At 50.8% G+C, this 20,284-nt stretch carries 12 protein-coding genes, 2 pseudogenes and 1 other annotated feature; of the genes and pseudogenes, 10 read left to right on the top strand and 4 right to left on the bottom strand.

Translation table 11 applies throughout. From position 1 onward, the window contains the following. The 10 genes and pseudogenes from IEY53_RS02080 (at position 1) to IEY53_RS35845 (ending at position 14,499) form a co-directional block, all read left to right on the top strand. Positions 1 to 894 carry a carbohydrate ABC transporter permease gene (locus IEY53_RS02080; protein WP_189021951.1) on the top strand — a complete coding sequence of 298 codons (894 nt, stop codon included), beginning with the start codon at positions 1 to 3 and terminating at the stop codon, positions 892 to 894. A gap of 24 nt (positions 895 to 918) precedes the next feature. Beyond that, the gene (locus IEY53_RS02075; protein ID WP_189021950.1) at positions 919 to 2,589 is read left to right on the top strand and encodes an extracellular solute-binding protein; all 1,671 of its coding nucleotides are present in this window, start codon (positions 919 to 921) and stop codon (positions 2,587 to 2,589) included. Between the two features lie 97 nt (positions 2,590 to 2,686). Further along, positions 2,687 to 3,667: an N-acetylglucosamine kinase gene (locus IEY53_RS02070; RefSeq protein ID WP_189021949.1), complete on the top strand. Its 981-nt coding sequence runs from the start codon at positions 2,687 to 2,689 to the stop codon at positions 3,665 to 3,667. Next, positions 3,664 to 4,977, top strand: coding sequence for a 6-phospho-beta-glucosidase (locus IEY53_RS02065; protein ID WP_189021948.1), 1,314 nt, complete (start codon positions 3,664 to 3,666; stop codon positions 4,975 to 4,977). Before IEY53_RS02070 ends, IEY53_RS02065 begins: the two co-directional genes overlap by 4 nt. Before the next feature lie 108 nt (positions 4,978 to 5,085). Continuing rightward, positions 5,086 to 6,687, top strand: a complete 1,602-nt coding sequence (nagZ, locus tag IEY53_RS02060) for a beta-N-acetylhexosaminidase (protein WP_189021947.1) — start codon at positions 5,086 to 5,088, stop codon at positions 6,685 to 6,687. A gap of 108 nt (positions 6,688 to 6,795) precedes the next feature. Next, positions 6,796 to 7,018: a binding site (T-box leader), on the top strand. Positions 7,019 to 7,144: 126 nt separating this feature from the next. After that, positions 7,145 to 8,404, top strand: coding sequence for a tyrosine--tRNA ligase (gene tyrS, locus IEY53_RS02055; protein WP_189021946.1), 1,260 nt, complete (start codon positions 7,145 to 7,147; stop codon positions 8,402 to 8,404). A gap of 289 nt (positions 8,405 to 8,693) precedes the next feature. Then, a pseudogene (locus tag IEY53_RS35990) lies at positions 8,694 to 12,177 on the top strand (discoidin domain-containing protein). Positions 12,178 to 12,650: 473 nt separating this feature from the next. Then, positions 12,651 to 12,911: pseudogene (locus IEY53_RS34890) on the top strand (TnsA endonuclease C-terminal domain-containing protein); the annotation flags it as partial. A 13-nt stretch (positions 12,912 to 12,924) separates the two neighbouring features. Continuing rightward, a complete protein-coding gene (locus tag IEY53_RS02040) occupies positions 12,925 to 13,353 on the top strand; it encodes a TnsB C-terminal domain-containing protein (protein ID WP_229695953.1) in 429 nt (142 codons plus the stop codon). A gap of 888 nt (positions 13,354 to 14,241) precedes the next feature. Further along, on the top strand, positions 14,242 to 14,499 hold the full coding sequence (locus IEY53_RS35845) for an HNH endonuclease signature motif containing protein (protein ID WP_308424200.1): 258 nt from the start codon (positions 14,242 to 14,244) through the stop codon (positions 14,497 to 14,499). 233 nt (positions 14,500 to 14,732) lie between these two features. Here IEY53_RS35845 and IEY53_RS02030 read toward each other — a convergent pair whose 3' ends face one another. The 4 genes from IEY53_RS02030 to IEY53_RS02015 form a co-directional block, all read right to left on the bottom strand. Beyond that, the gene (locus IEY53_RS02030; RefSeq protein ID WP_229695923.1) at positions 14,733 to 17,156 is read right to left on the bottom strand and encodes an ABC transporter permease; all 2,424 of its coding nucleotides are present in this window, start codon (positions 17,154 to 17,156) and stop codon (positions 14,733 to 14,735) included. Beyond that, positions 17,153 to 17,833, bottom strand: coding sequence for an ABC transporter ATP-binding protein (locus IEY53_RS02025; RefSeq protein ID WP_189021944.1), 681 nt, complete (start codon positions 17,831 to 17,833; stop codon positions 17,153 to 17,155). The genes IEY53_RS02030 and IEY53_RS02025 overlap by 4 nt, the downstream gene beginning before the upstream one ends. Positions 17,834 to 17,903: 70 nt before the next feature. Further along, a complete protein-coding gene (locus tag IEY53_RS02020; protein WP_229695922.1) occupies positions 17,904 to 19,163 on the bottom strand; it encodes a sensor histidine kinase in 1,260 nt (419 codons plus the stop codon). Next, entirely contained in the window at positions 19,160 to 19,846 is a 687-nt protein-coding gene (locus IEY53_RS02015) for a response regulator transcription factor (protein WP_189021943.1), read from the bottom strand. Before IEY53_RS02015 ends, IEY53_RS02020 begins: the two co-directional genes overlap by 4 nt. Positions 19,847 to 20,284 lie beyond the last annotated feature (438 nt).

Genomic DNA, 20,284 nt, shown 5'->3' with positions numbered 1-20,284 from the left:
ATGAAGCTGTCAGCCGGCGACAGACTGCTTGTGATATTTATCTATTTTTTATTGGCGATATTAGCCTTCCTGTCGTTTTATCCATTCTGGAATGCAGCTGTTATTTCGTTTAACAACGGAACTGACACAATGAGGGGCGGAATCACTTTTTGGCCGAGAAAATTTTCTCTGGAGAATTACAGTGTGGTCTTTGAAGACAGCCGTCTGATTAACGGCTTTGTCATCTCTGTCCTGCGCACCGTGATCGGAACGTTGGCCTCTATCGCAGCAACTGCAATCTTTGCTTACGGCATGAGCAAGTCGGAGCTGATTGGCCGCAAGCCTTATATGGTGTTCTGCATCATCACTATGTATTTCAGCGGCGGACTGATTCCGACCTTCCTGCTGATCCGTGAGCTGGGCATGTTCAACTCCTTCTGGGTCATGATCATCCCGGGATTGATCAGTGTATGGAACATGATTATCTTCCGGACCTTCTTCAAGGGAATCCCGGCGGGTCTGGAAGAATCGGCAAGGATCGACGGCTGTTCCAACTGGGGGGTGCTGATGAGGATAGTGTTTCCACTGTCGGGACCGGTTGTGGCTACGTTGTCCCTGTTCACAGCCGTCTATCACTGGAATGACTGGTTCACACCCAGCATCTATATCAGCAACACCGATTTGATGCCGATCCAAACCAAGCTGCAGCAAATCCTTAATTCCAACATCATGGCCGAACAAATGGCACAGCTCGACGCGGCAGCTCAGGGACGGATGAACAAGATGCGTGCGGTCACCACCAAGTCCCTGTCCATGGCTACGATGATGGTGGCTACTATCCCGATTTTATGTGTATATCCTTTTCTGCAAAAGTACTTTGTGAAAGGCGTCATGGTTGGTTCATTGAAAGAATAGGGATCTCAAAGGGGGAAACTTGCGATGAAATTAGGCAAAAAGAGAACAGCTTCCATAGCTGCCGTACTCGGTCTTATGATTGGATTAACAGGCTGTATGGGCGGGAATGAAACAGCCACGAACACGAAAGAACCGGGTAATGCAGCCGGAAAATCTGAAACGTCTACCAACACTGCCGGAGGCGGAGCTTACGTTCTGGGTGAACAGCCGCTGGAGTTTTCCTTTTACGGCCACTATGACTGGTATACCATGCCTAACTGGGGCGAGGATCTGTCCTCCAAGTGGATCAAGGAGAATAAAAAAGTCAATATTGTGCCTATCAGCTCCGGAGGGAACGCCAAGCAAAAACTCAGCACGATGATTGTCTCCGGTGAACTGCCGGATGTGATCTGGACGGAGCGGGGCGCAGATGTAGAACAATTAAGAGCTGCTGGAGCGATCGTACCCTTTGATGACTATTTGGACAAATATCCGAATCTGAAGAAGTGGGCCGGCGAAGAGACACTGAATATGCTGCGTTCCTCGGACGGCAAGCTGTACCAGTTCCCTAACTGGTATACGACTCAGCCTAACGGCAACACCGGATATTTGGTCAACAAAAAAATATACAACGAACTCGGCACCCCCTCCCTTGAGACAACAGATGATCTGCACGCCTACTTAAAGCTGGTCAAGGAGAAATACCCGGATGTCATTCCGCTGGAGGTGGGACAGGGTGCGGAAGGCATTGACGTACTGTCATCGGCTTTTGCCGAGAATCGTCCGTATGTCTACAGTGCCCTGAGCATGATGGCCATTCCGACCGGCAGTGAAATGACCTCGGTATTTAAAGATGAGGCGTTCCGGGAATCGCTTGTATACGCCAATCAACTGTACCGGGATAAATTAATCAGCCAGGATGCCTTCACTCAAACCCTTGAGCAGGTGGAACAGAAGATCATTACAGGCAAAACGGCCGTTTATGCTGCCTCCAGCCCGACAGAATACGGGGCAATCGGCAATGCACTATTGAAAGAGGAGGACCCGGAGGCCGGTTACATCATGGTCTGGCCTGTTCATAAGCAAGGGCTGGATAAAAACAAGATTTTCCCCGGGGCGTACAACCAGCTGGGCTGGAACGTCAGTGTAATCACTTCTGCGGCCAAAGATCCGGAAGCTATCTTCGCTTTCCTGGATTGGTTCACTGGACCCGAAGGACAGCGGATTATTATGTGGGGACCTGAAGGCAAGTACTGGAACGGCACGGACGAAGAAGAAGCCCCACTGTTCACAGAAGCCTTTACGACCGATACGAAGGGCCGCGACGAGCTGATGAATGCAACCGTCAATCTGCAGTGGAGCGGCAACACGGTCTACGTAGACAATTCCAAAATGAAGTTCGAATCTACGCTGCCGGAAGACAAGAAAAGCTGGGAAACGAAGTGGCAGTCGGAGATCACCTGGAGAACACAATATGACACAACCGAGTTCGTCAATCTTGCTCCGGCAGGAGACTCGCAGGAAGGCATTATTTCTCAAAGTGTAAGTGAAATCTACGAAAAAGCCAGAGCACAAGCCGTGCTTAACGCGGCCAGCAAGGAAGAAGTATTAGCCGTCCTTGATCAGGCTGAAGCGGATGCGCAGCAGGTAGGCTACAGTGAATTACTCAAGTTCAAAACAGTGAAATGGCAGGAGAACCTGAGCAAATTGAAGTAAGAATAGATCTTAGATGAATCTAAACTAACTGTGGTGCCGGACCCGGGAGAAACAAAGAGCAATACGGGTCCGGTATAACAAACGGGAGCGGGAGACCTTGAACTATTATTTGGGTGTTGATGGCGGAGGCAGTAAAACTTTGGCCGTTATATCCGACGCGACCGGCCATATTATGGGTCGCGGCAGTAGTGGATGCGGCAACCATCAGGCGGGTGCGGCTACAGCTGAAACCAATATCCGGCAGGCGGTAGAAGACGCTTTGATTCAGGCCGGTTTGACCAAAGAGAACATTACCTATTCCTTGTTTGGGCTGGCAGGGGCCGACAGGGAGGCGGACTTTCAAATCCTGCGGCCGATGATTGCCAGGCTTGGCCTGGAACGTCATGATATCGTATGCGATACCGTTATTGGTTTGCGGGCCGGAACACGGCAGCCCTCCGGAGTGGTGGTCATCTGCGGTACAGGAACCAACTGCTATGGCATCAACGGCAGAGGCCAAGAGCTGCAGGTTGGCGGGTTCGGATACACGTTTGGTGATTTTGGCGGAGGTTCCGATCTGGCAATTGAGGCTTTCCGCTCAGTTATCCGGGCTTGGGAAGGCCGCGAGGAGCCGACACGGCTGGCGCAGGCCATCCTCGAGCAGTTGGGTTATGCCTCGGAAGAAGTTATGTTTCATCATTTTCTGGATAATGGACTGCGGGTGCCCCATGACATCGCCAAGCTGTTATTCCAAGTAGCCGAGCACGACGAGATAGCCCGGGGGATATTAAGCCGGCAGGGGCGGGAGCTGGGGATTGCCGCCAGCGCTGTTATCCGCAAATTGGGCATGGAGCAGGATCATTTTGATCTGGTCATGGCGGGAAGCATTCTGACCCGTGGAGAAAGCCGTTATGTTGTGCCTTTTATTGAAGCCGAAGTCAGACTTGCGGCACCGGACTGCCAGCTGAAGATGCTGACTCAAGAGCCGGTGGCCGGAGCATTACTGATGGCTATGGAAAAAAGCGGCCATCCCGTGGAAGAAGTTATCTATGCCCAATTTCATAATACACTATCCGTAAAGGCGGCGAATGTTATATGAATCAACAATTGAAAGTGGCGGTGATCGGAGGGGGCTCCTCCTACACCCCTGAGCTGATTGAAGGATTTATTCTCAATTATCCGACCTTTCCTATAAGCGAAATTGTATTGGTTGATATTGAAGAGGGCTTGCGCAAGCTGACCATAGTCGGCCAGCTTGCGGAGCGGATGATTGCCAAATCAGGCCTGCCCATTAAGCTGAGTCTTACGCTTGATAGACGTTCTGCCCTGAAGGGAGCAAGCTTTGTCTCCACTCAAATGCGTGTAGGGAGACTTGAAGCGCGTGGCTGGGATGAGACAATTCCGCTGAAATATGGCATGATTGGACAGGAGACAACCGGGCCTGGAGGGATGATGAAAGCGCTTCGCACTATTCCCGTCCTGCTGGATGTAGCCAAAGATATGGAAGAGCTGTGCCCGGATGCCTGGCTGCTCAATTTCACGAATCCTGCCGGTATGGTCACTGAGGCGATCCACAAGCATTCGCGGATCAAGTCAATCGGCCTGTGCAACTCGCCGATTGGCGCCTACAAATGGCTCTCGGAACTGTATCAGGTGCCGGCAGAGCGGATTTACTGTGAATTCGCCGGTCTTAACCACTTGCACTGGATCACCACGATCACTATTGACGGCGAATCGAAGCTGCCTGAATTACTGGCGAACCGTGATGGCTATTCGGCGCGTAATGTTCCGCAGTACGATTGGAACGCCACTTTGCTTTCTTCACTGGGAGCGATTCCTTCTTACTATCTGAAATATTTCTATCTGCACCGCGAAATTCTGGCCGAGCAGCAGGCTGCGGCAGCCAAAGGGGAAACGCGTGCTGCAACGGTGCAGCAGCTTGAAGACGAGTTGTTCGAGCTGTACAAGGACGAGAATCTGGCAGAAAAGCCCAAGCAGCTGGAACAACGCGGTGGTGCTTATTATTCGGAAGCGGCCGTCAAGCTGATGAACTCACTTTATAACAATTCAGGGGATATTCAGACACTAAATGTCCCGAACGGTGGAATCCTGGATTTCCTGCCGGACGATGCCTGTATCGAAGTGAACTGCAAGGTGTACAGCCAAGGCCTTGAAACGATGCCGGTTGCCGTAGTTCCTCAGGCCGTCAAAGGCTTAATTCATGCGGTCAAGACCTATGAGGCCCTGGCTATCGAAGCTGCGGTAAGCGGAAGCCGGGACATGGCTCTCCTGGCTCTAGCCCATCACCCGCTTGTGCCTTCCGCCAATGATGCAGAGGCTATGCTTGATGAAATGCTAGAACGGAACAAAGCTTATCTCCCCAGGTTTTTTCAACATGCCGGGAAATAAATTACGATGAACAGCTGTCTGAGCTTGCCGCTGCGTGAATCATGCAGCAGGCAAGCTTGATGTTTGTTCACCGGCAGTTGCATCATTCATAAAGGAGCTGAAATGGGTATGGTTGAAGCGTTTGACATTAACGAACGTATCCGGCGGAAAGTCGGGCAGATGTTTATGTGCGGATTTATGGATACGGCTCCCAATGGGGATATTTTGAAGCTGACCCGGGAGTATCATATCGGCGGCATTATTTATTTCCGGCGCAACATAGGCACTGCTGAAGAGGTATATAAATGTTCAGCTGCTCTGCAGCAGGCGGCCGGCGAACCTTTGCTGATCGCCATTGATCAGGAAGGCGGAATGGTGGCCAGAATCGAGGAGGGCGTAACCCTGATGCCCGGCAATATGGCCCTCGGTGCCACACGCAATACTGCGGGGGTCCGGCAGGCTGCATATATCTGCGGAACAGAGCTTCGCCATTTGGGAATTAACATGAATTTTGCGCCATGCGTAGATGTGAATAATAACCCGGCCAATCCCGTCATTGGCGTACGTTCTTACGGGGAATCGCCTACACTCGTAGGTGAGATGGGGACTGCGGCAGTAGAAGGCTACCAGGAAGCAGGCGTGGCGGCAACGATCAAGCATTTCCCCGGCCATGGCGATACGGATACCGATTCGCACCTGGCACTGCCAATCATTGGGCATAACCGGCAACGGCTGGAGGAAGTGGAGCTGCTGCCGTTCCGGCAGATCATCGAATCGGGTGTAGATGCCGTCATGACGGCACATGTTATTTTTCCTGCCTATGAGGAAGAGGCGATTCCCGCAACTTTGTCCTCCAACATTATTGGTGGTTTGCTGCGCAAGGAGTTGTCTTTTGACGGAGTAATCGTAACGGACTGCCTGGAAATGAACGCGATTTCGCAGACGGTTGGCGTTGGCCCGGGCGCTGTGCAAGCCGTAAAAGCAGGGGCCGATCTGATTCTGGTCAGTCATACGTACAACTGGCAGGTTGAAGCTATGGAAGCCGTCATCGAAGCTGTTCTGCAAGGTGAAATCCCTGAAGAGAGAATCGATGAATCGGTTCAGCGGCTGGTACAACTGAAGGAAAGACGGGGAATCACAAGAGCAGCACCGAAACCTTTTGCAGCATTGCAGGGTGAGCTGGCTTCGAGAACCTCCATGGACGTTGCGCAGGCTTTGAGCGAGCAAAGTATCACACTGCTGTGCGATGATGGGCAGCTGCCGCTGACAGCCGATGAACCCGTCTATGTGGTATGGCCGGAAGTGCGGACTAATCATGAGGTCATTGAAGCTCTCCATGAGGAGGTGACCCTGGGCAAGGCGCTCGAATTGTATATACGGGAGGTGAATGAGCAGGTGATTGATGTCGACCCTTCCGAAGCAGAAATCATGCAGGTCTTGGAGGAAAGCAAATCATTCTCCCAAGTCGTTGCCGTGACCTATAATGCAGACTTTTCGCCGGGACAACGCCGTATTTTGCAGGGGCTGACGGCACGGAGCGGAATCAAGCTGATCGTTGTGTCTGTACGCAATCCGTATGATTATACCGCCGTATCTGGTATTCGCACCTGCCTTGCATGTTATGAGAACAAACCGCTGGCCATGCGCGCAGCCGCCAAAGTGCTTGCCGGGCTAAATGCTGCCCCAGGAATTCTGCCGGTAACAGTAGGCGGATTGACTTTGACTACATAAAGATCGGAGAGCGTGTACCCCGAGAATCAGGAAGTAAGCGGGTTTATCGCTGGACCCGTATTGACAATGATTTTGGAGTTAGGCTATACTGGCTGTAATCTTATAGAAGAATATACGTTGAAAGAGCGCAGTAGCAGCTTTGTCCCTGTTACAGAAAGTCAGGGGTTGATGGAACCTGACACACACAAGGTCTGCGAAATACACTCTGGAGTATCTTGGGTAATGCCAAGCGGAAGTAAGCGAACGATAACTCGCTGTAAAGTGGCATGAACTGCAGGCAAGCTGCACATGCAAGCTGGGTGGTAACACGGTTTATTCAATCGTCCCTATGTCTACAATAGACAAGGGGCGATTTTTTGTTGTTAACCTTTGTACTGGACCCAGGCAGCGGCTCTTCCGATTTCAACGTGAATCCTTAGGGAATTAATTTTATTTATACAAAAGGGGCGGTATGACTTTGAACATTATTGATGAACTCGAGTGGCGCGATGCCATTAACCAGCAGACGGATGCGGAGGGCTTGCGGGAATTAACGAACACTAAGGCGGTTTCATTGTATTGCGGAGTAGACCCGACAGGGGACAGTATGCATATTGGCCATTTGATTCCGTTCATGGTGCTGAAGCGATTCCAGTTGGCCGGACACCGTCCGGTAATTCTGATTGGCGGTGCTACTGGAACGATTGGTGATCCCAGCGGACGGCAGACCGAACGCTCCTTGCAGACAATGGAGCAGGTGCAGGAGAACGTAAATGCCCTGACGGCTCAGATGAAGAAACTGTTCATGACCGATGGCGACAATCAGGTGCGTATGGTTAACAACTATGACTGGACCCATAAAATCAATGTAATTGAATTTCTGCGGGACTACGGGAAAAATTTCAGCATCAACACGATGCTCTCCAAAGACGTCGTATCCAGCAGGCTGGACAGCGGTATTTCGTTCACCGAATTCTCCTACCAGATTCTGCAGTCCCTGGATTACCTGCATCTGTTCCAGCATGAAGATGTTCAGCTGCAAATCGGCGGCTCCGACCAGTGGGGGAATATCACAAGCGGGCTGGACCTTATCCGCAAAAAAGAAGGCCCGGAAGCCAAGGCCTTCGGCCTGACGATTCCGCTGATGCTGAAAGCCGACGGCACCAAGTTCGGCAAAACCGCCGGTGGCGCGATCTGGCTTGATCCTAAGCAGACAACACCGTTTGAGTTCTACCAATTCTGGGCCAATACCGACGACCGTGACGTAGTTAAATACCTCAAATACTTCACTTTCCTGGATAAAGCGGCAATTGATGAGCTGGCGGAAAAAGTGCAGTCTGAACCCCATAAACGTGAAGCTCAAAAAGCGTTGGCCGAGGAAATGACCAGATTTGTTCATAGCGAAGAGCTGCTGGAGCAGGCGAAGCGGATTACGGCGGCCTTATTCAGCGGAGACATCCGTTCGCTGACTGCAGACGAAATTGAGGAAGGTTTCAAGGAAATGCCAACCTATACTGCGGACAAAGGAACAAAAAATATTGTGGAATGGCTTGTAGATCTTGGCATTGAACCATCCAAGCGTCAAGCGCGCGAAGATATTACCAAAGGAGCAATCTCGATGAACGGCGAACGCGTGAGCGGGATTGAGCTGGAGGTAACCGCTGAACATGCGATTGGCGGACGGTTCATTATTATCCGCAAAGGCAAGAAAAACTACAGTCTGGTGAAACTGACGTAAGTAATTACTGGAGTGGGATAATATCAATAATAATTGAATGATTGTTCCTGAATGAACCGCTGATCCCCGGAGATCAGCGGTTCATTTATTTGTATGGCTTCATGTTCCCGCCCATCATCTTGGAAACGCCTACCCTTTCCGTAGAAATACATCTTATAGCGTGGGCGGCTCTTTCTTTATAATGAGGGTGTATTGCATGGAAAGGAGGAAGGTATGCTATCCCGTGATCGCTTGCAAGGTGAGATTTTCACAGATCTATCGTATCTACTCATTCTTAAGGAGGAAGATAATGCGCAACAAATATGTCGTATGGTCACTAGTCGTATCCATGCTGATCACAAGCCTGTTCCTGGCCGGCGGACCTTTAGTTTCCGTTTCTGCGGCCGGCGGACCTAACCTGACCCTGGGGAAAATCGTAACGGCAAGCGGCCAATCTCAAACTTACAGTCCGGACAACGTGAAGGACAGTAATCAAGGAACGTACTGGGAAAGCACGAACAACACGTTTCCGCAATGGATTCAAGTGGATCTGGGCGCAACTACAAGCATTGACCAAATCGTGTTGAAGCTGCCCACAGAAGACTGGGACATGCGGTTCCAAACGATGGCTGTTCAAGGCAGCACAAATGGATCGGTGTTCACGGATATTGTCGCCTCCACCGCTTATGTTTTCAATCCTTCAGTTGACAGCAACACAGTTACAATCAACTTTGCTGCAGCCAGCACACGTTATGTTCGTCTTCATGTAACGAGCAATACGGGTTGGCCGGCCGCACAGTTGGCCGAATTTGAGATTTACGGCGGGGGTGGCGGTCCGACGCCGACTGCGACGCCATCTCCATCACCAACAGCAACAGGGACCCCTGCACCGACTTCTACAACCACACCGGCTCCTACACCTATGCAATCTTCAACGCCTATGCCGACTGCGACGGCAATGCCAACAGTAACGCCGGCGTCCACACCTTCCGCGGGGGCCAATCTTGCTATCGGCAAGACCATTACCGTCTCCTCAAGCACTCAAACCTTCATAGCTGCAAATGCGAACGACAATGACACGGGCACTTACTGGGAAGGTAATGGCAATCCAAGTACGCTGACGCTTGATCTCGGAGCGAACCACAATATTACGTCTGTTGTGCTGAAGCTGAACCCATCCTCTGAATGGGGGAAACGCACGCAAACCATACAAGTGCTCGGCCACAACCAGAACACAACGGCCTTCAGCAATCTGGTTTCAGCGCAGACATACACGTTTGATCCTGCTGCAGGAAACGTTGTGACGATTCCGGTTACGGCTACGGTTAAACGACTGCAGTTGAACATTACAGCCAATACCGGAGCTCCGGCTGGACAAATTGCTGAATTCCAAGTATTTGGCACACCCGCACCGAACCCTGATCTGACGATAACAGGAATGTCCTGGTCACCGTCTTCACCGGTTGAGAACAGTGTCATTGCGCTGAACGCAACCGTTAAGAACAACGGCAGCGCCGACTCTGCGGCAACTTCGGTCAACTTCTACCTGAACAACGAGCTGGTTGGCTCCGCTCCTGTCGGGTTGCTTACAGCAGGGACTTCAACAACGGTATCGCTGAATGCCGGTACTATAACCGCCGCTACGTACTCGGTCAGTTCAAAGGTGGATGAGAACAACGAGATCATCGAACAGAATGACACCAACGAATTCCACATCTCTCGTTGTCGCTCCCGTTACAAGCTCCGACCTGGTAGGAACGGTATCTTGGACACCGAATAATCCTATTGCCAATAATCCGGTAGCTTTTACGGTAAACCTTAAAAATCAAGGAACCCTAGCTTCTGCCAGCGGTGCTCATGGAATTACGCTTGTTCTTAAGAATTCTGGCGGTTCAACGATTCAAACCTACAATGGATCGTACAATGGCTCATTGACTGCGGGTGCATCCGTCAATGTCAGTATCCCGGGAACATGGACAGCCGTAAACGGCAATTACACTATAACTACAACCATCGCTGCAGATGCCAATGAAATAACGGCCAAGCAAGCAAACAACATAAGTACAACAAGCCTGGTAGTGTATTCAGCCCGCGGTGCGAGCATGCCCTATAGCCGGTACGATACCGAAAATGCTACACGCGCCGGGGGTGCGACTCTGAAGTCCGCACCGACATTCGATCAATCCCTGATTGCATCGGAAGCCTCCGGCCAGAGTTATGTGGCACTGCCTTCGAACGGCTCCAATCTGGAGTGGACTGTAAGGGAAGGAGAAGGCGGGGCAGGAGTAACGATGAGATTTACCATGCCCGACTCGGCAGATGGGATGGGACTTACCGGTTCCCTTGATGTTTACGTAAATGGTGTCAAAGCCAAGACAGTCCCGCTCACCTCTTACTACAACTGGCAATATTTCTCGGGTGATATGCCCGGAGATGCGTCCAGTGCAGGGCGTCCGCTTTTCCGTTTTGACGAAGTGCACTGGAAGCTGGATACACCGCTTCAACCCGGCGACAAGGTCCGTATCCAGAAAAACAACGGGGACAGTCTGGAATATGGCGTTGATTTTATCGAAATCGAGCCTGTTCCTGCCGCCATCGCCCGCCCGGCTAGTTCGGTATCTGTCTTAGACTTCGGTGCAACTCCGAACGACGGACAGGATGACCTGACAGCCTTTGAAGCGGCCGTAAATGCCGCCGTAGCCAGCGGAAAGACCCTTTATATTCCAGAGGGGACATTTCACCTCGGTGATATGTGGGAAATTGGCTCTGCCAGTAATATGATCAACAACATAACCATCACGGGAGCCGGTATATGGCATACCCATCTCCAGTTTACCAACCCCAATGCGGCAGGCGGCGGGATCTCGCTGCGTATCTCAGGCCAGCTTGATTTCAGCAATATCTATCTAAATTCTAATTTGCGGTCGCGGTATGGCCAAAATGCGATTTATAAAGGTTTTATGGACAACTTCGGTACCAATTCCAAAATACATGATGTCTGGGTTGAACACTTTGAATGTGGTTTCTGGGTAGGGGATTATGCCCATATTCCGGCCATCTCTGCCAAGGGGCTGGTAATTGAAAACAGCCGTATCCGGAATAACCTTGCGGATGGTGTCAACTTCGCTCAGGGAACCAGCCATTCGACCGTTCGCAATAGCAGTGTACGCAATAATGGTGATGATGGTCTGGCAGTATGGACGAGTAATGTCAACGGTGCACCTGCAGGTGTGAACAATACGTTCTCCTATAACACCATCGAGAATAATTGGCGTGCAGCAGCCATTGCATTTTTTGGTGGAGGCGGGCACAAGGCAACCCACAATTTAATCGTAGACACTGTGGGCGGCTCCGGTCTCAGAATGAACACCGTGTTCCCCGGATACCACTTCCAGAACAATACAGACATCCTGTTTTCGGATACGACGATTATTAACAGCGGTACCAGTAAAGACCTATACAATGGGGAACGCGGAGCAATCGATCTGGAAGCTTCCAGCGACCCTATCCGAAACGTTACCTTTACCAATATCGATATTATCAACACCCAACGCAATGCGATCCAGTTCGGATACGGCGGCGGATTCGAAAATATCGTTTTTAACAACATTAACATTAATGGCACCGGTCTGGACGGGGTAACAACCTCACGGTTCTCGGGCCCCCATCAGGGTGCTGCTATCTATACCTATACCGGTAATGGTTCTGCAACATTCAATAACTTAACGACCAGCAATATCGCGAATCCAAATCTGTATTATATTCAGAGTGGTTTCGGGCTGATTATTCAGTAAAGTCATAACCGCATATAGCCCCGCTATCATTGTATTTTAAGCGGCGATCTGCTGCCGGTATTTCTACCGGCGCCAGGTCGCTTTTGTTTTTCCGGAAGCGTTCGGAGAGGTCTCTAGATTTTGCAAAAACAATTGTATAAGTTATTCTCCTAAAATGGGATTGAATTGCTGTTGTAGAGAGAATGTTCTTTTGGTGAAATTATACAGGGTTGTGAGTGACGCTATTTGGTTAAAAATGGGGGGTTACAAAATGTAACGGTTGCCAGCGGGCCTATTTCCCGTTTTTTCGTAGGCAGAGAGGCTGTTTCGTCCAAATAAGAAAGCGCACGCAACCGTTAGCGTAGCAATGTTCCAAACAGGTCGCTCGTTCGAGGCTAACCCGTTGGTCAAGCACCGATTTCTAGGTTGAGCCGGAAAATGAACGCACGATTGCAAAATTTGAAATAGAGCGAGTTTATTGGGCAGAATGCCATGTGGATTGGGGAATTATTACCGACCATGATTTGCCTGATATTCTGATCAGGAATATTGAGTGGGTACACAAAGAGTATGACAATGACGATGTTTCTGAATTAGGCGTTTTCGTTATTCAAAATCTACAGAAGATACTTTCCGAGCGTTTAAGTTCTGGAGAAAACATAGCAAGAGGTTGCTCCATTTGCGATGAACAACTCGGATTAGAGATAGGAACGTCATTAGCTCTGTTTCGTCACTTTATAACCCGGAAAATGTGGTCTGTAAATATGAGTGAAAGAATTATCCCATCGCATCCTGCAAAGGCATGGCAAAAAGCGGCTCTCACTAGATTACCGCCCCATTCTTGGCAGTTCCACTTACGAGAGTTTTGGTCCAGGTTCCAGATTTCAAATTGATGCTACTGTAGCAGATGTATATTTGGTCAGCGAATATCGTCGGGAATGGATTATTGGGAGACCTATTATCTACATTGTGATAGACGTGTTTAGTCGATATATTGCGGGGATTTACAACGGTCTCGAAGGACCAAGCTGGATTGGTGCGATGATGGCATTAGCAAATACCACAACAGATAAAGTGAATTTCTGTGCTCAATATGGTATTAATATTGATCCAGAGGACTGGCTGAGCAGCCATTTGCCGCAAAAATTAACAGCTGACCGTGGAGAACTTGAAGGAACCAGTGTCAAAAGAAAATAAAGTTCTAGACTGAGAAAATAAAGTATTAGATTGACAATGCTTCATTAAGCTAACGGGCAGGTGCGACAAGTTCTGCTATAAGCGTCTTACAGCGTGAAATGCAGGAGATTACTTGAACTAATCTTAACTTTACAACCGAGGATGGGAATGACGGAACCATGTTTCCTGAAACCATCCCGCCAATACTCCTGCGTGGAAGACCGCTCAAAGATGGTGTCATGCCGTTAGGTCCTACCTGAAAGACCGCCTGAAACTTGAGATTTCGCCGGACAAATCACAGATCGTCAATCTGCGAAAAAGGGAATCCGAATTCCTGGGTTTCACCATTAGGGCCAATAAAAGGGTAACAACCGAGTCGCACATACCGGGATAAAAACCGGTAAAAAGCAGAAACTCAAGGCCGAAGCCAAGAAGTGCATCCAAGCGCTACGAGCTTTACCGACTGCTCAAAATGCGATCCGCTTCAATAGTTTTGTGTTAGGAATCCATAACTACTTCAGTCGGGCAACACATGTCAGTGTCGAATTCTCACGCCTAGCCTACGATCTGCGTGCTTTCATGTACAATCGTCTCAAATCGGTTGGGAAATACGAACATCCTGCAAACCCACCGCCAACATACAAGGAATTTTACAGCACAGGGTTCAGAACGTTCAAGGTTGCGAATGTATATCTCTTCCCCTTAGCCAACGTGAAAACGGTGAACACCCTGAACACCCTGAACACCCTGAACTTTAGTCAAGAACTCACCCCTTTTACGGTAGCAGGCAGGGAAGGAATAACACGCAAGCTCCGCCCGGATGTCAAACAACAGCTATCTCTGTTATTGAAATCCAACCTCCCGAACCGAAGCATCGAATATATGGATAACCGAATCAGTCGATATAGCATGAAACTAGGAAAATGCGAAATTACGGAAATGTACTTGTTCGCTTCCGATGTTCACTGCCATCACTACGTTCCGCTGCATCTTGGCGGCAGCGACAAATTCAGTAATTTGCGCATTCTCCATAAAGATGTGCACAAATTAATCCATTGTGTGAACAGAGAGACGATTGACGTACTTCTAAATAAGCTTGGACTAACCGAGCCTATGATGGATAAGATCAACCAATACCGCAACAGATGCGAATTGGAACCAATCTGACAATCCCATTTCCAGAAGTAACGAGGAACTTATGAACGAGACTTTTCGTTAGATGGAGCGCGGAGTGCTTTGGAAACTGGCACGCTCCGTGCGGAGCTGGGGAAAAGCTGGCGATTACATCAAAGGCTTACCTATTGCTACTTTAATGAAATTTTCTAATTAATTACCATTCACAATTCCAGCAAAAAATATCCTGACCCAATAACCCAATGTCGAGTCAGGATATCATTTCCTTAAAGCGAGCCGATCACCTCGGCGATGCCCTGTTTTTTCACCCGTTTCAACGGGGCGATGACGGAAACTGCCGCTGCTGCCAGGACGAGCAGGAGAATGAGGCCGATCTGCAGGTACGGAATCTCCCAGATAATCTGGAACCGGGAGAGCTGGCTTTCAATCAGTGTCTTTTGCAAGGCGGTGCCGAGCAGGCAGCCGACGATCCCGCCGGTCAGGCTGTAGGCAGCGGCTTCGGCCAGCACCATCCGGCTGAGCTGGGCGCCGGACATGCCTACCGCCCGCATGACGCCCAAATATTTGGTTTTGGCGGCGATGCTGGTGTTCATGGTGTTGATGATGTTCAGCACGCTGATCAAGCCGATGACTCCTACAAATCCGTAAATAAACACGGCCATCGTAAAAAAGGTCTGATCCAGCTCAGCGTTTCGCTGGCGATAGTCATGAAAAGTAGTGCCGCTGTCCAGCATCGCTTTGATTTCATTCACAGCCTGCTCCTGGCCGGACTTCTTCAACTGGATATCAATCACCTGGTAGGCCCTTTTTCCGGTCAGCTCGCGGAACAGCTTTTCGGTCGTAATGAAACTGGTCAATGTTTTTTCCTTGTTGTTGAAAGGGAGCGAGCGCACAATTCCCAGCACGGTCATTTCCTTTAAGCCGGCCCTGGTCTCAATGGTTACTTTGTCGCCGAGTTTTAAGCTGGTCGTATCCGCTCTGCGGCCCCTGTAATGAAGGGCTACCGCAATAATTCCGTTCTGGGCGTTAAGCTGTTCCTCCGACAGTTCGCCTTCCAGCAATTCCTCCTTGGCCCAATCCAGCTGCGCCTGATCGTAGGAAATCAGCCAGGACTTCTCAGGCGGAACAAAACGTCCGTCCGCTGTAACATCGACCCCGCCCATTTCCTTCTTATAGGCTTCACTCAGCTTTGAGGCGTCAAAACTGGCGGCAACATCACCATACATTCTCCCGTATACTTTTTTCATGCCGTCCAGCTGTTGCAGCTTGTCGTACAGCGCGCCGTCCAGATCGCCCTGCTTGGCGACCAGCGAAATGTCGGGTGTGTACGGTTTGGTCGTTTTCAGGGAAGAATGAAGGAAATCAACAAAGACCTGGAATCCCATGAACATAACGATGCTGACCGCGATGGAGCAGACCATCAGGATAAGGGTTTTCTTTTTGGCGGCAACATTGCCAATGCCCATTGCAATCTCCGCCTTGAACAGTTTGGTCAACCAACCTCTTTTTCTGCGGGCGGAAATTTTCAGGTCATTGCTGCCCGTTACAGCACGGACTGGAGCGACGCGGGCGGCTTTGCGGGCAGGCAGCAGAACGGCTGAGAACACGGTCAGGAACCCGACAGCGACGCCAGTGGCGATGCCAATAACGCTGAATGTGAACAACGGAATATCGGCGAACAGACCGGCATTGTAATATTTCAGGATGGCCGAACAGCCCAAAGTGAGCAGCATTCCGGCGAGCACTCCGATGGGAATGGCCCTGACGGTAATGGCCAGCCCTTCCCGTCTGACCAGCTTTCTGATCTGGGCTGGAGAAGCGCCGATACATCTCAGGAGGCCGAACTGCCGTATCCGCTCCATCACCGAGATGTTGAACGCATTGTAGATCATCATGACTCCGGCGATCAGGACGATGCAGAATAAAATACCGCCGGTCACGTAAAGCTGTGTTGCCGCCCCGCCCTTACTCTGACCGATCGCGGCCAGGAGACGGTTGTTGCGGCCGATTCTGCCTTTGTCGATTCCGAGTGTCTCGGCGATGTTTTTTTCTGCAGCAGCAATATTGACCCGGTTTTTGAATTCGATCACGTACAACTCACTAGTAAGAAGGCTTTTTTTCAGCTTATCCGCTGCCGCCATAGACATAAAGATGCCCGGATTGCCGCTCGCCTTCATATTGCCGAAATCTTTGCATATTCCGCTTACGGTGAAATTCCGCACGATCTTGTCGGAAAAAGCGATGTTGACCGTCCCGTTCAGCTTGGTATTCAGGTACAGCTTGTCTGCTGCCCACTGTTCAATCATGATTTCGTTGTCCCCGGTCGGGTAGCGGCCTTCAACCAGAGTGATGTTCATATTTTTGGCAAAAGAGGGGTCTATCGCACTTGCCGCGCCGTTTATTTCGTTCGCCTTCACTTGTCCGAAGTCCAGCCATCTTCCGGCGTTGTTGACATCCTTGCGGCTGGCCAGCATATTGATTTCTTGTTCGGAAGGCTGGATAATCGCAATGTGGTAGTTGCCGCGATCATGGATGATCTGGGTTTTGGAAAATTGCAGGAATACCTCCAGCATGGAGAAAATACCAGTCACGAGTGCAACAGCAATGGCCACGCTAGTGATGGTGAGGCGGGTCTTCTTCCGGTGGGCGGCAAGATACCTGGAGGCCAGGCCCAGGTAATGGCCGATCATCGGTCGCCTCCAAGCTCGGTTACGACTCCGTCCTCTACACCGAGCACACGGTCGGCAAAGGTGGCGTAATTGGAATTATGGGTGATCATAATCAAGGTCTGGCGATATTTGGCAACGGACAGCCGCAGCAGATTCATGACTTCGGCGCTGTTTTTGCTGTCAAGGTTGCCCGTTGGCTCATCGGCCAGAATGAACACCGGCTTAGTGGCCAGCGCCCGTCCGATGGCTACCCGCTGCTGCTGGCCGCCGGACAGCTGGTTCGGCAGATGATGCCTGCGCTCCGTCAGCCCGAGAATATCAAGCAGCTCGCCAATATGCCGTTTATCCGGCTTCTGATAATCGAGCAGCAGCGGCAGAGCAATATTTTCCTCCACGTTCAATTCCGGTACCAGATTGTAGGCCTGAAAAATAAATCCGATGTTGCGTCTGCGGAACACCGACAATTCATTTTCATTCATCGCATAAATATCGCGGCCATCCAGAAGCACCTTGCCGGATGTCGGTACATCCAGCGCGCCGAGCAGATTCAGCAGTGTGCTTTTGCCTGAACCGGACGGCCCGACAATCGAAACAAATTCTCCTTTGGCTACGGTAAAGGAAGCTTCCTTCAGGGCATCCACCCTGGTCTCGCCTTTGCCGTAGGTTTTGCATAACCGTTCGGTTACCAGTATATCCAACATCAACACCTCATTCGCTTGATTTAATGAGATGATAGCATGGCTGCCTTACACCCCGGTGAACGGCGGCTTACAGAATTGTAAGCTTGGGGAAAACGATGCGAAAAATCGTTCCTTTGCTGAGCTTACTTTCTACGGTAATGGTGCCTCCGTGTTTTTCCACAATCGACCTGGACAACGTCAGCCCGATGCCGGCGCCTTGCTTGTCTTTGGAGAATCGGCTCCGGTAAAAGCGCTTGAAGACGGAATGAATATCCTCGGGATGAATGCCCGCTCCGTTGTCGGTGATCGTGATTCCGGTAAATAGCGGGGTCTCATCGCCGGCGATCTCCAGCTTGTCCCCGGCTTCCGTATGATCCAGCGCATTTTTGACAATATTGCTGACCGCCTCGAGCAGCCATTCCTTGTCGCAGTTCAGCCGGATGTCCCCACGGCAGGTGAGAACCACCGTCTTGCCTTCCAGCTCCGCGCGGGTGCGGAAGCCCTGCATTGCCGCCTCCAGCACCGCCCGCAGCGGCTGTTCAGCCTGCTCCAGTGCGATCGCGCCCGCGTCGAGCCTGGCCAGCTTCAGCAGGCTCTGGATCAAATGCTCCATGCGCAGCAGTTCGCGCCGGCTTTTTGAAGTAAACTTGTCCACGACATCGTTTCCGGTTCGTTCATCCTGAATGATCTCGCCATACATCAGCAGCGCGGCCAGCGGGGTTTTGAGCTGATGTGAGATGTCGGAAATGATGTCGCGCAGAAACTCCTTGTTCTGTCTTTCCCTGCTGATATGGGCGGTCAGGGAGGTGGCCAGCATATTGATGGATGTAAACAGCCGGGAGAAGCTCCCTTCGGCCTGATCGTCCAGCCGCAGCTTGACATCGCCTTCCATAAAGCCGATGAGCGCGGCATTGGCCCGTTTCAGCATGGCGTTCTGCCGCAGAATAAACAGCAGCAGGACGGTAAGAAGCGCCAGCCCGAAACAGACGGACAGGGCGAGTAGCAGCAGCGCGTACTTCTGCTGAAAGCCGGCTACTTCGGGCAGCAGGCTGATTGGAGTGTCGCCGTTATAGGCGGCGCCATTCAGCAGCCGCTGCCCGGCTGCGGCCTGTTCCCCGGTTTTGGAGGCGGTGAATAGGGCGGCGATGCGGTGCGGCGGGAGGCCGCTCTCGGTCAAATAGCCGGCCAATTCGTAATCGTGGGTGAGCATGCGCTGCTTGTAATCGTCGGCCATAAGCTTTACGGTCAATTGCCCGGCAAGCAGCGCGCCGAGCAGGATGGCCGCGATGGCAGCAAACAGCAGCTTTATATTTTTGCCGACCATGATCCCCATCAATTGTTCCCTCATTTCGTCACATTCCATTTGTAGCCCAGACCGCGTGCGGTAAGGAGAAACTGCGGGTTCTCCGGGTCGTCTTCGGTTTTGCTGCGCAGCCGCCGCACATAGACGGACAATGTGTTGTCGTCGATAAAGCTGCCGTTATTGTCCCATAGCTTGTCCAGCAGCATTTCTCTGGGCAGCACCGCATTCGGATGCTGCATCAGCAGGCACAGCAGCCGGTATTCCGCAGGAGTCAGCTCGATTTCGCGGTCATCCTTGAACACGCGGGTTTCCAGCAGCCTGACCGTCACGCCGTTGGACTGCAGCACCGTCTGCTGTGTATGGCTTAGGCCGGACCGGCGCAGCAGAGCGTTGATCCGCGAGATCAGCTCGTTCAGCTTAAACGGCTTGGTAATGTAATCGTCGCCGCCGATATCCAGGCCCATGACCACGTTGACCTCCTCGTCGGATGCGGTCAGGAAGATGATGGGCACGGCGGAGGACTGCCGCACTTTTTTGCATATATCAAAACCGCTGCCGTCAGGCAGGGTCAAATCCAGCAGGAGCAGATCGTGGCATTGCCGCTCTATGATCGGAAGAGCTTCCTTTACGGTTCTGGCGATATCGACATGAAACCCGCTTTTTTGCAGGGAAAACTCCAGTCCGTCAATCAGGCTCAAATCATCCTCCACCAGCAAAATAGAATTCATTGCAGTCTACCTCTCTTTCTCTGTGGCTTGTCATTTCATAGACTTTCCATCCATATTATCATGCTGCCGTCTGCCCCAAAAATCAACCGGATAAGCTGAAATTGAAAAGCTGCAAAAATGGGAAAAGTAAACAGTGAGAGTCCGAACCTGCCGCACAATCGCAAAAAAACAACTTTAATCATATAATATTTAATTTGTTTGTGCCAGAACAACCAATTCTGGTAGGTTGCGAATGATTGTCGAGACTTTTCTTAATTAAGCAGGCGGTGAGTCGGATGTAAAGTACTCTAGAATTGACTGATCATGAAATTACACTCATACAAACTTTACTGGGCAATTTCACATAATCAAAAAATGTAGGGGGAGCTGAATGAAGACAAAGCGCGAGCATTTGGAGGCCTGTTTGACCTCTATTCGTGAGCAGAATGCTGTTAACGG

Source organism: Paenibacillus albidus (genome assembly GCF_014644435.1).
In the GTDB taxonomy this organism is placed as follows: domain Bacteria; phylum Bacillota; class Bacilli; order Paenibacillales; family Paenibacillaceae; genus Paenibacillus_AQ; species Paenibacillus_AQ albidus.
This window is presented reverse-complemented; position numbering and strand designations above follow the sequence as displayed.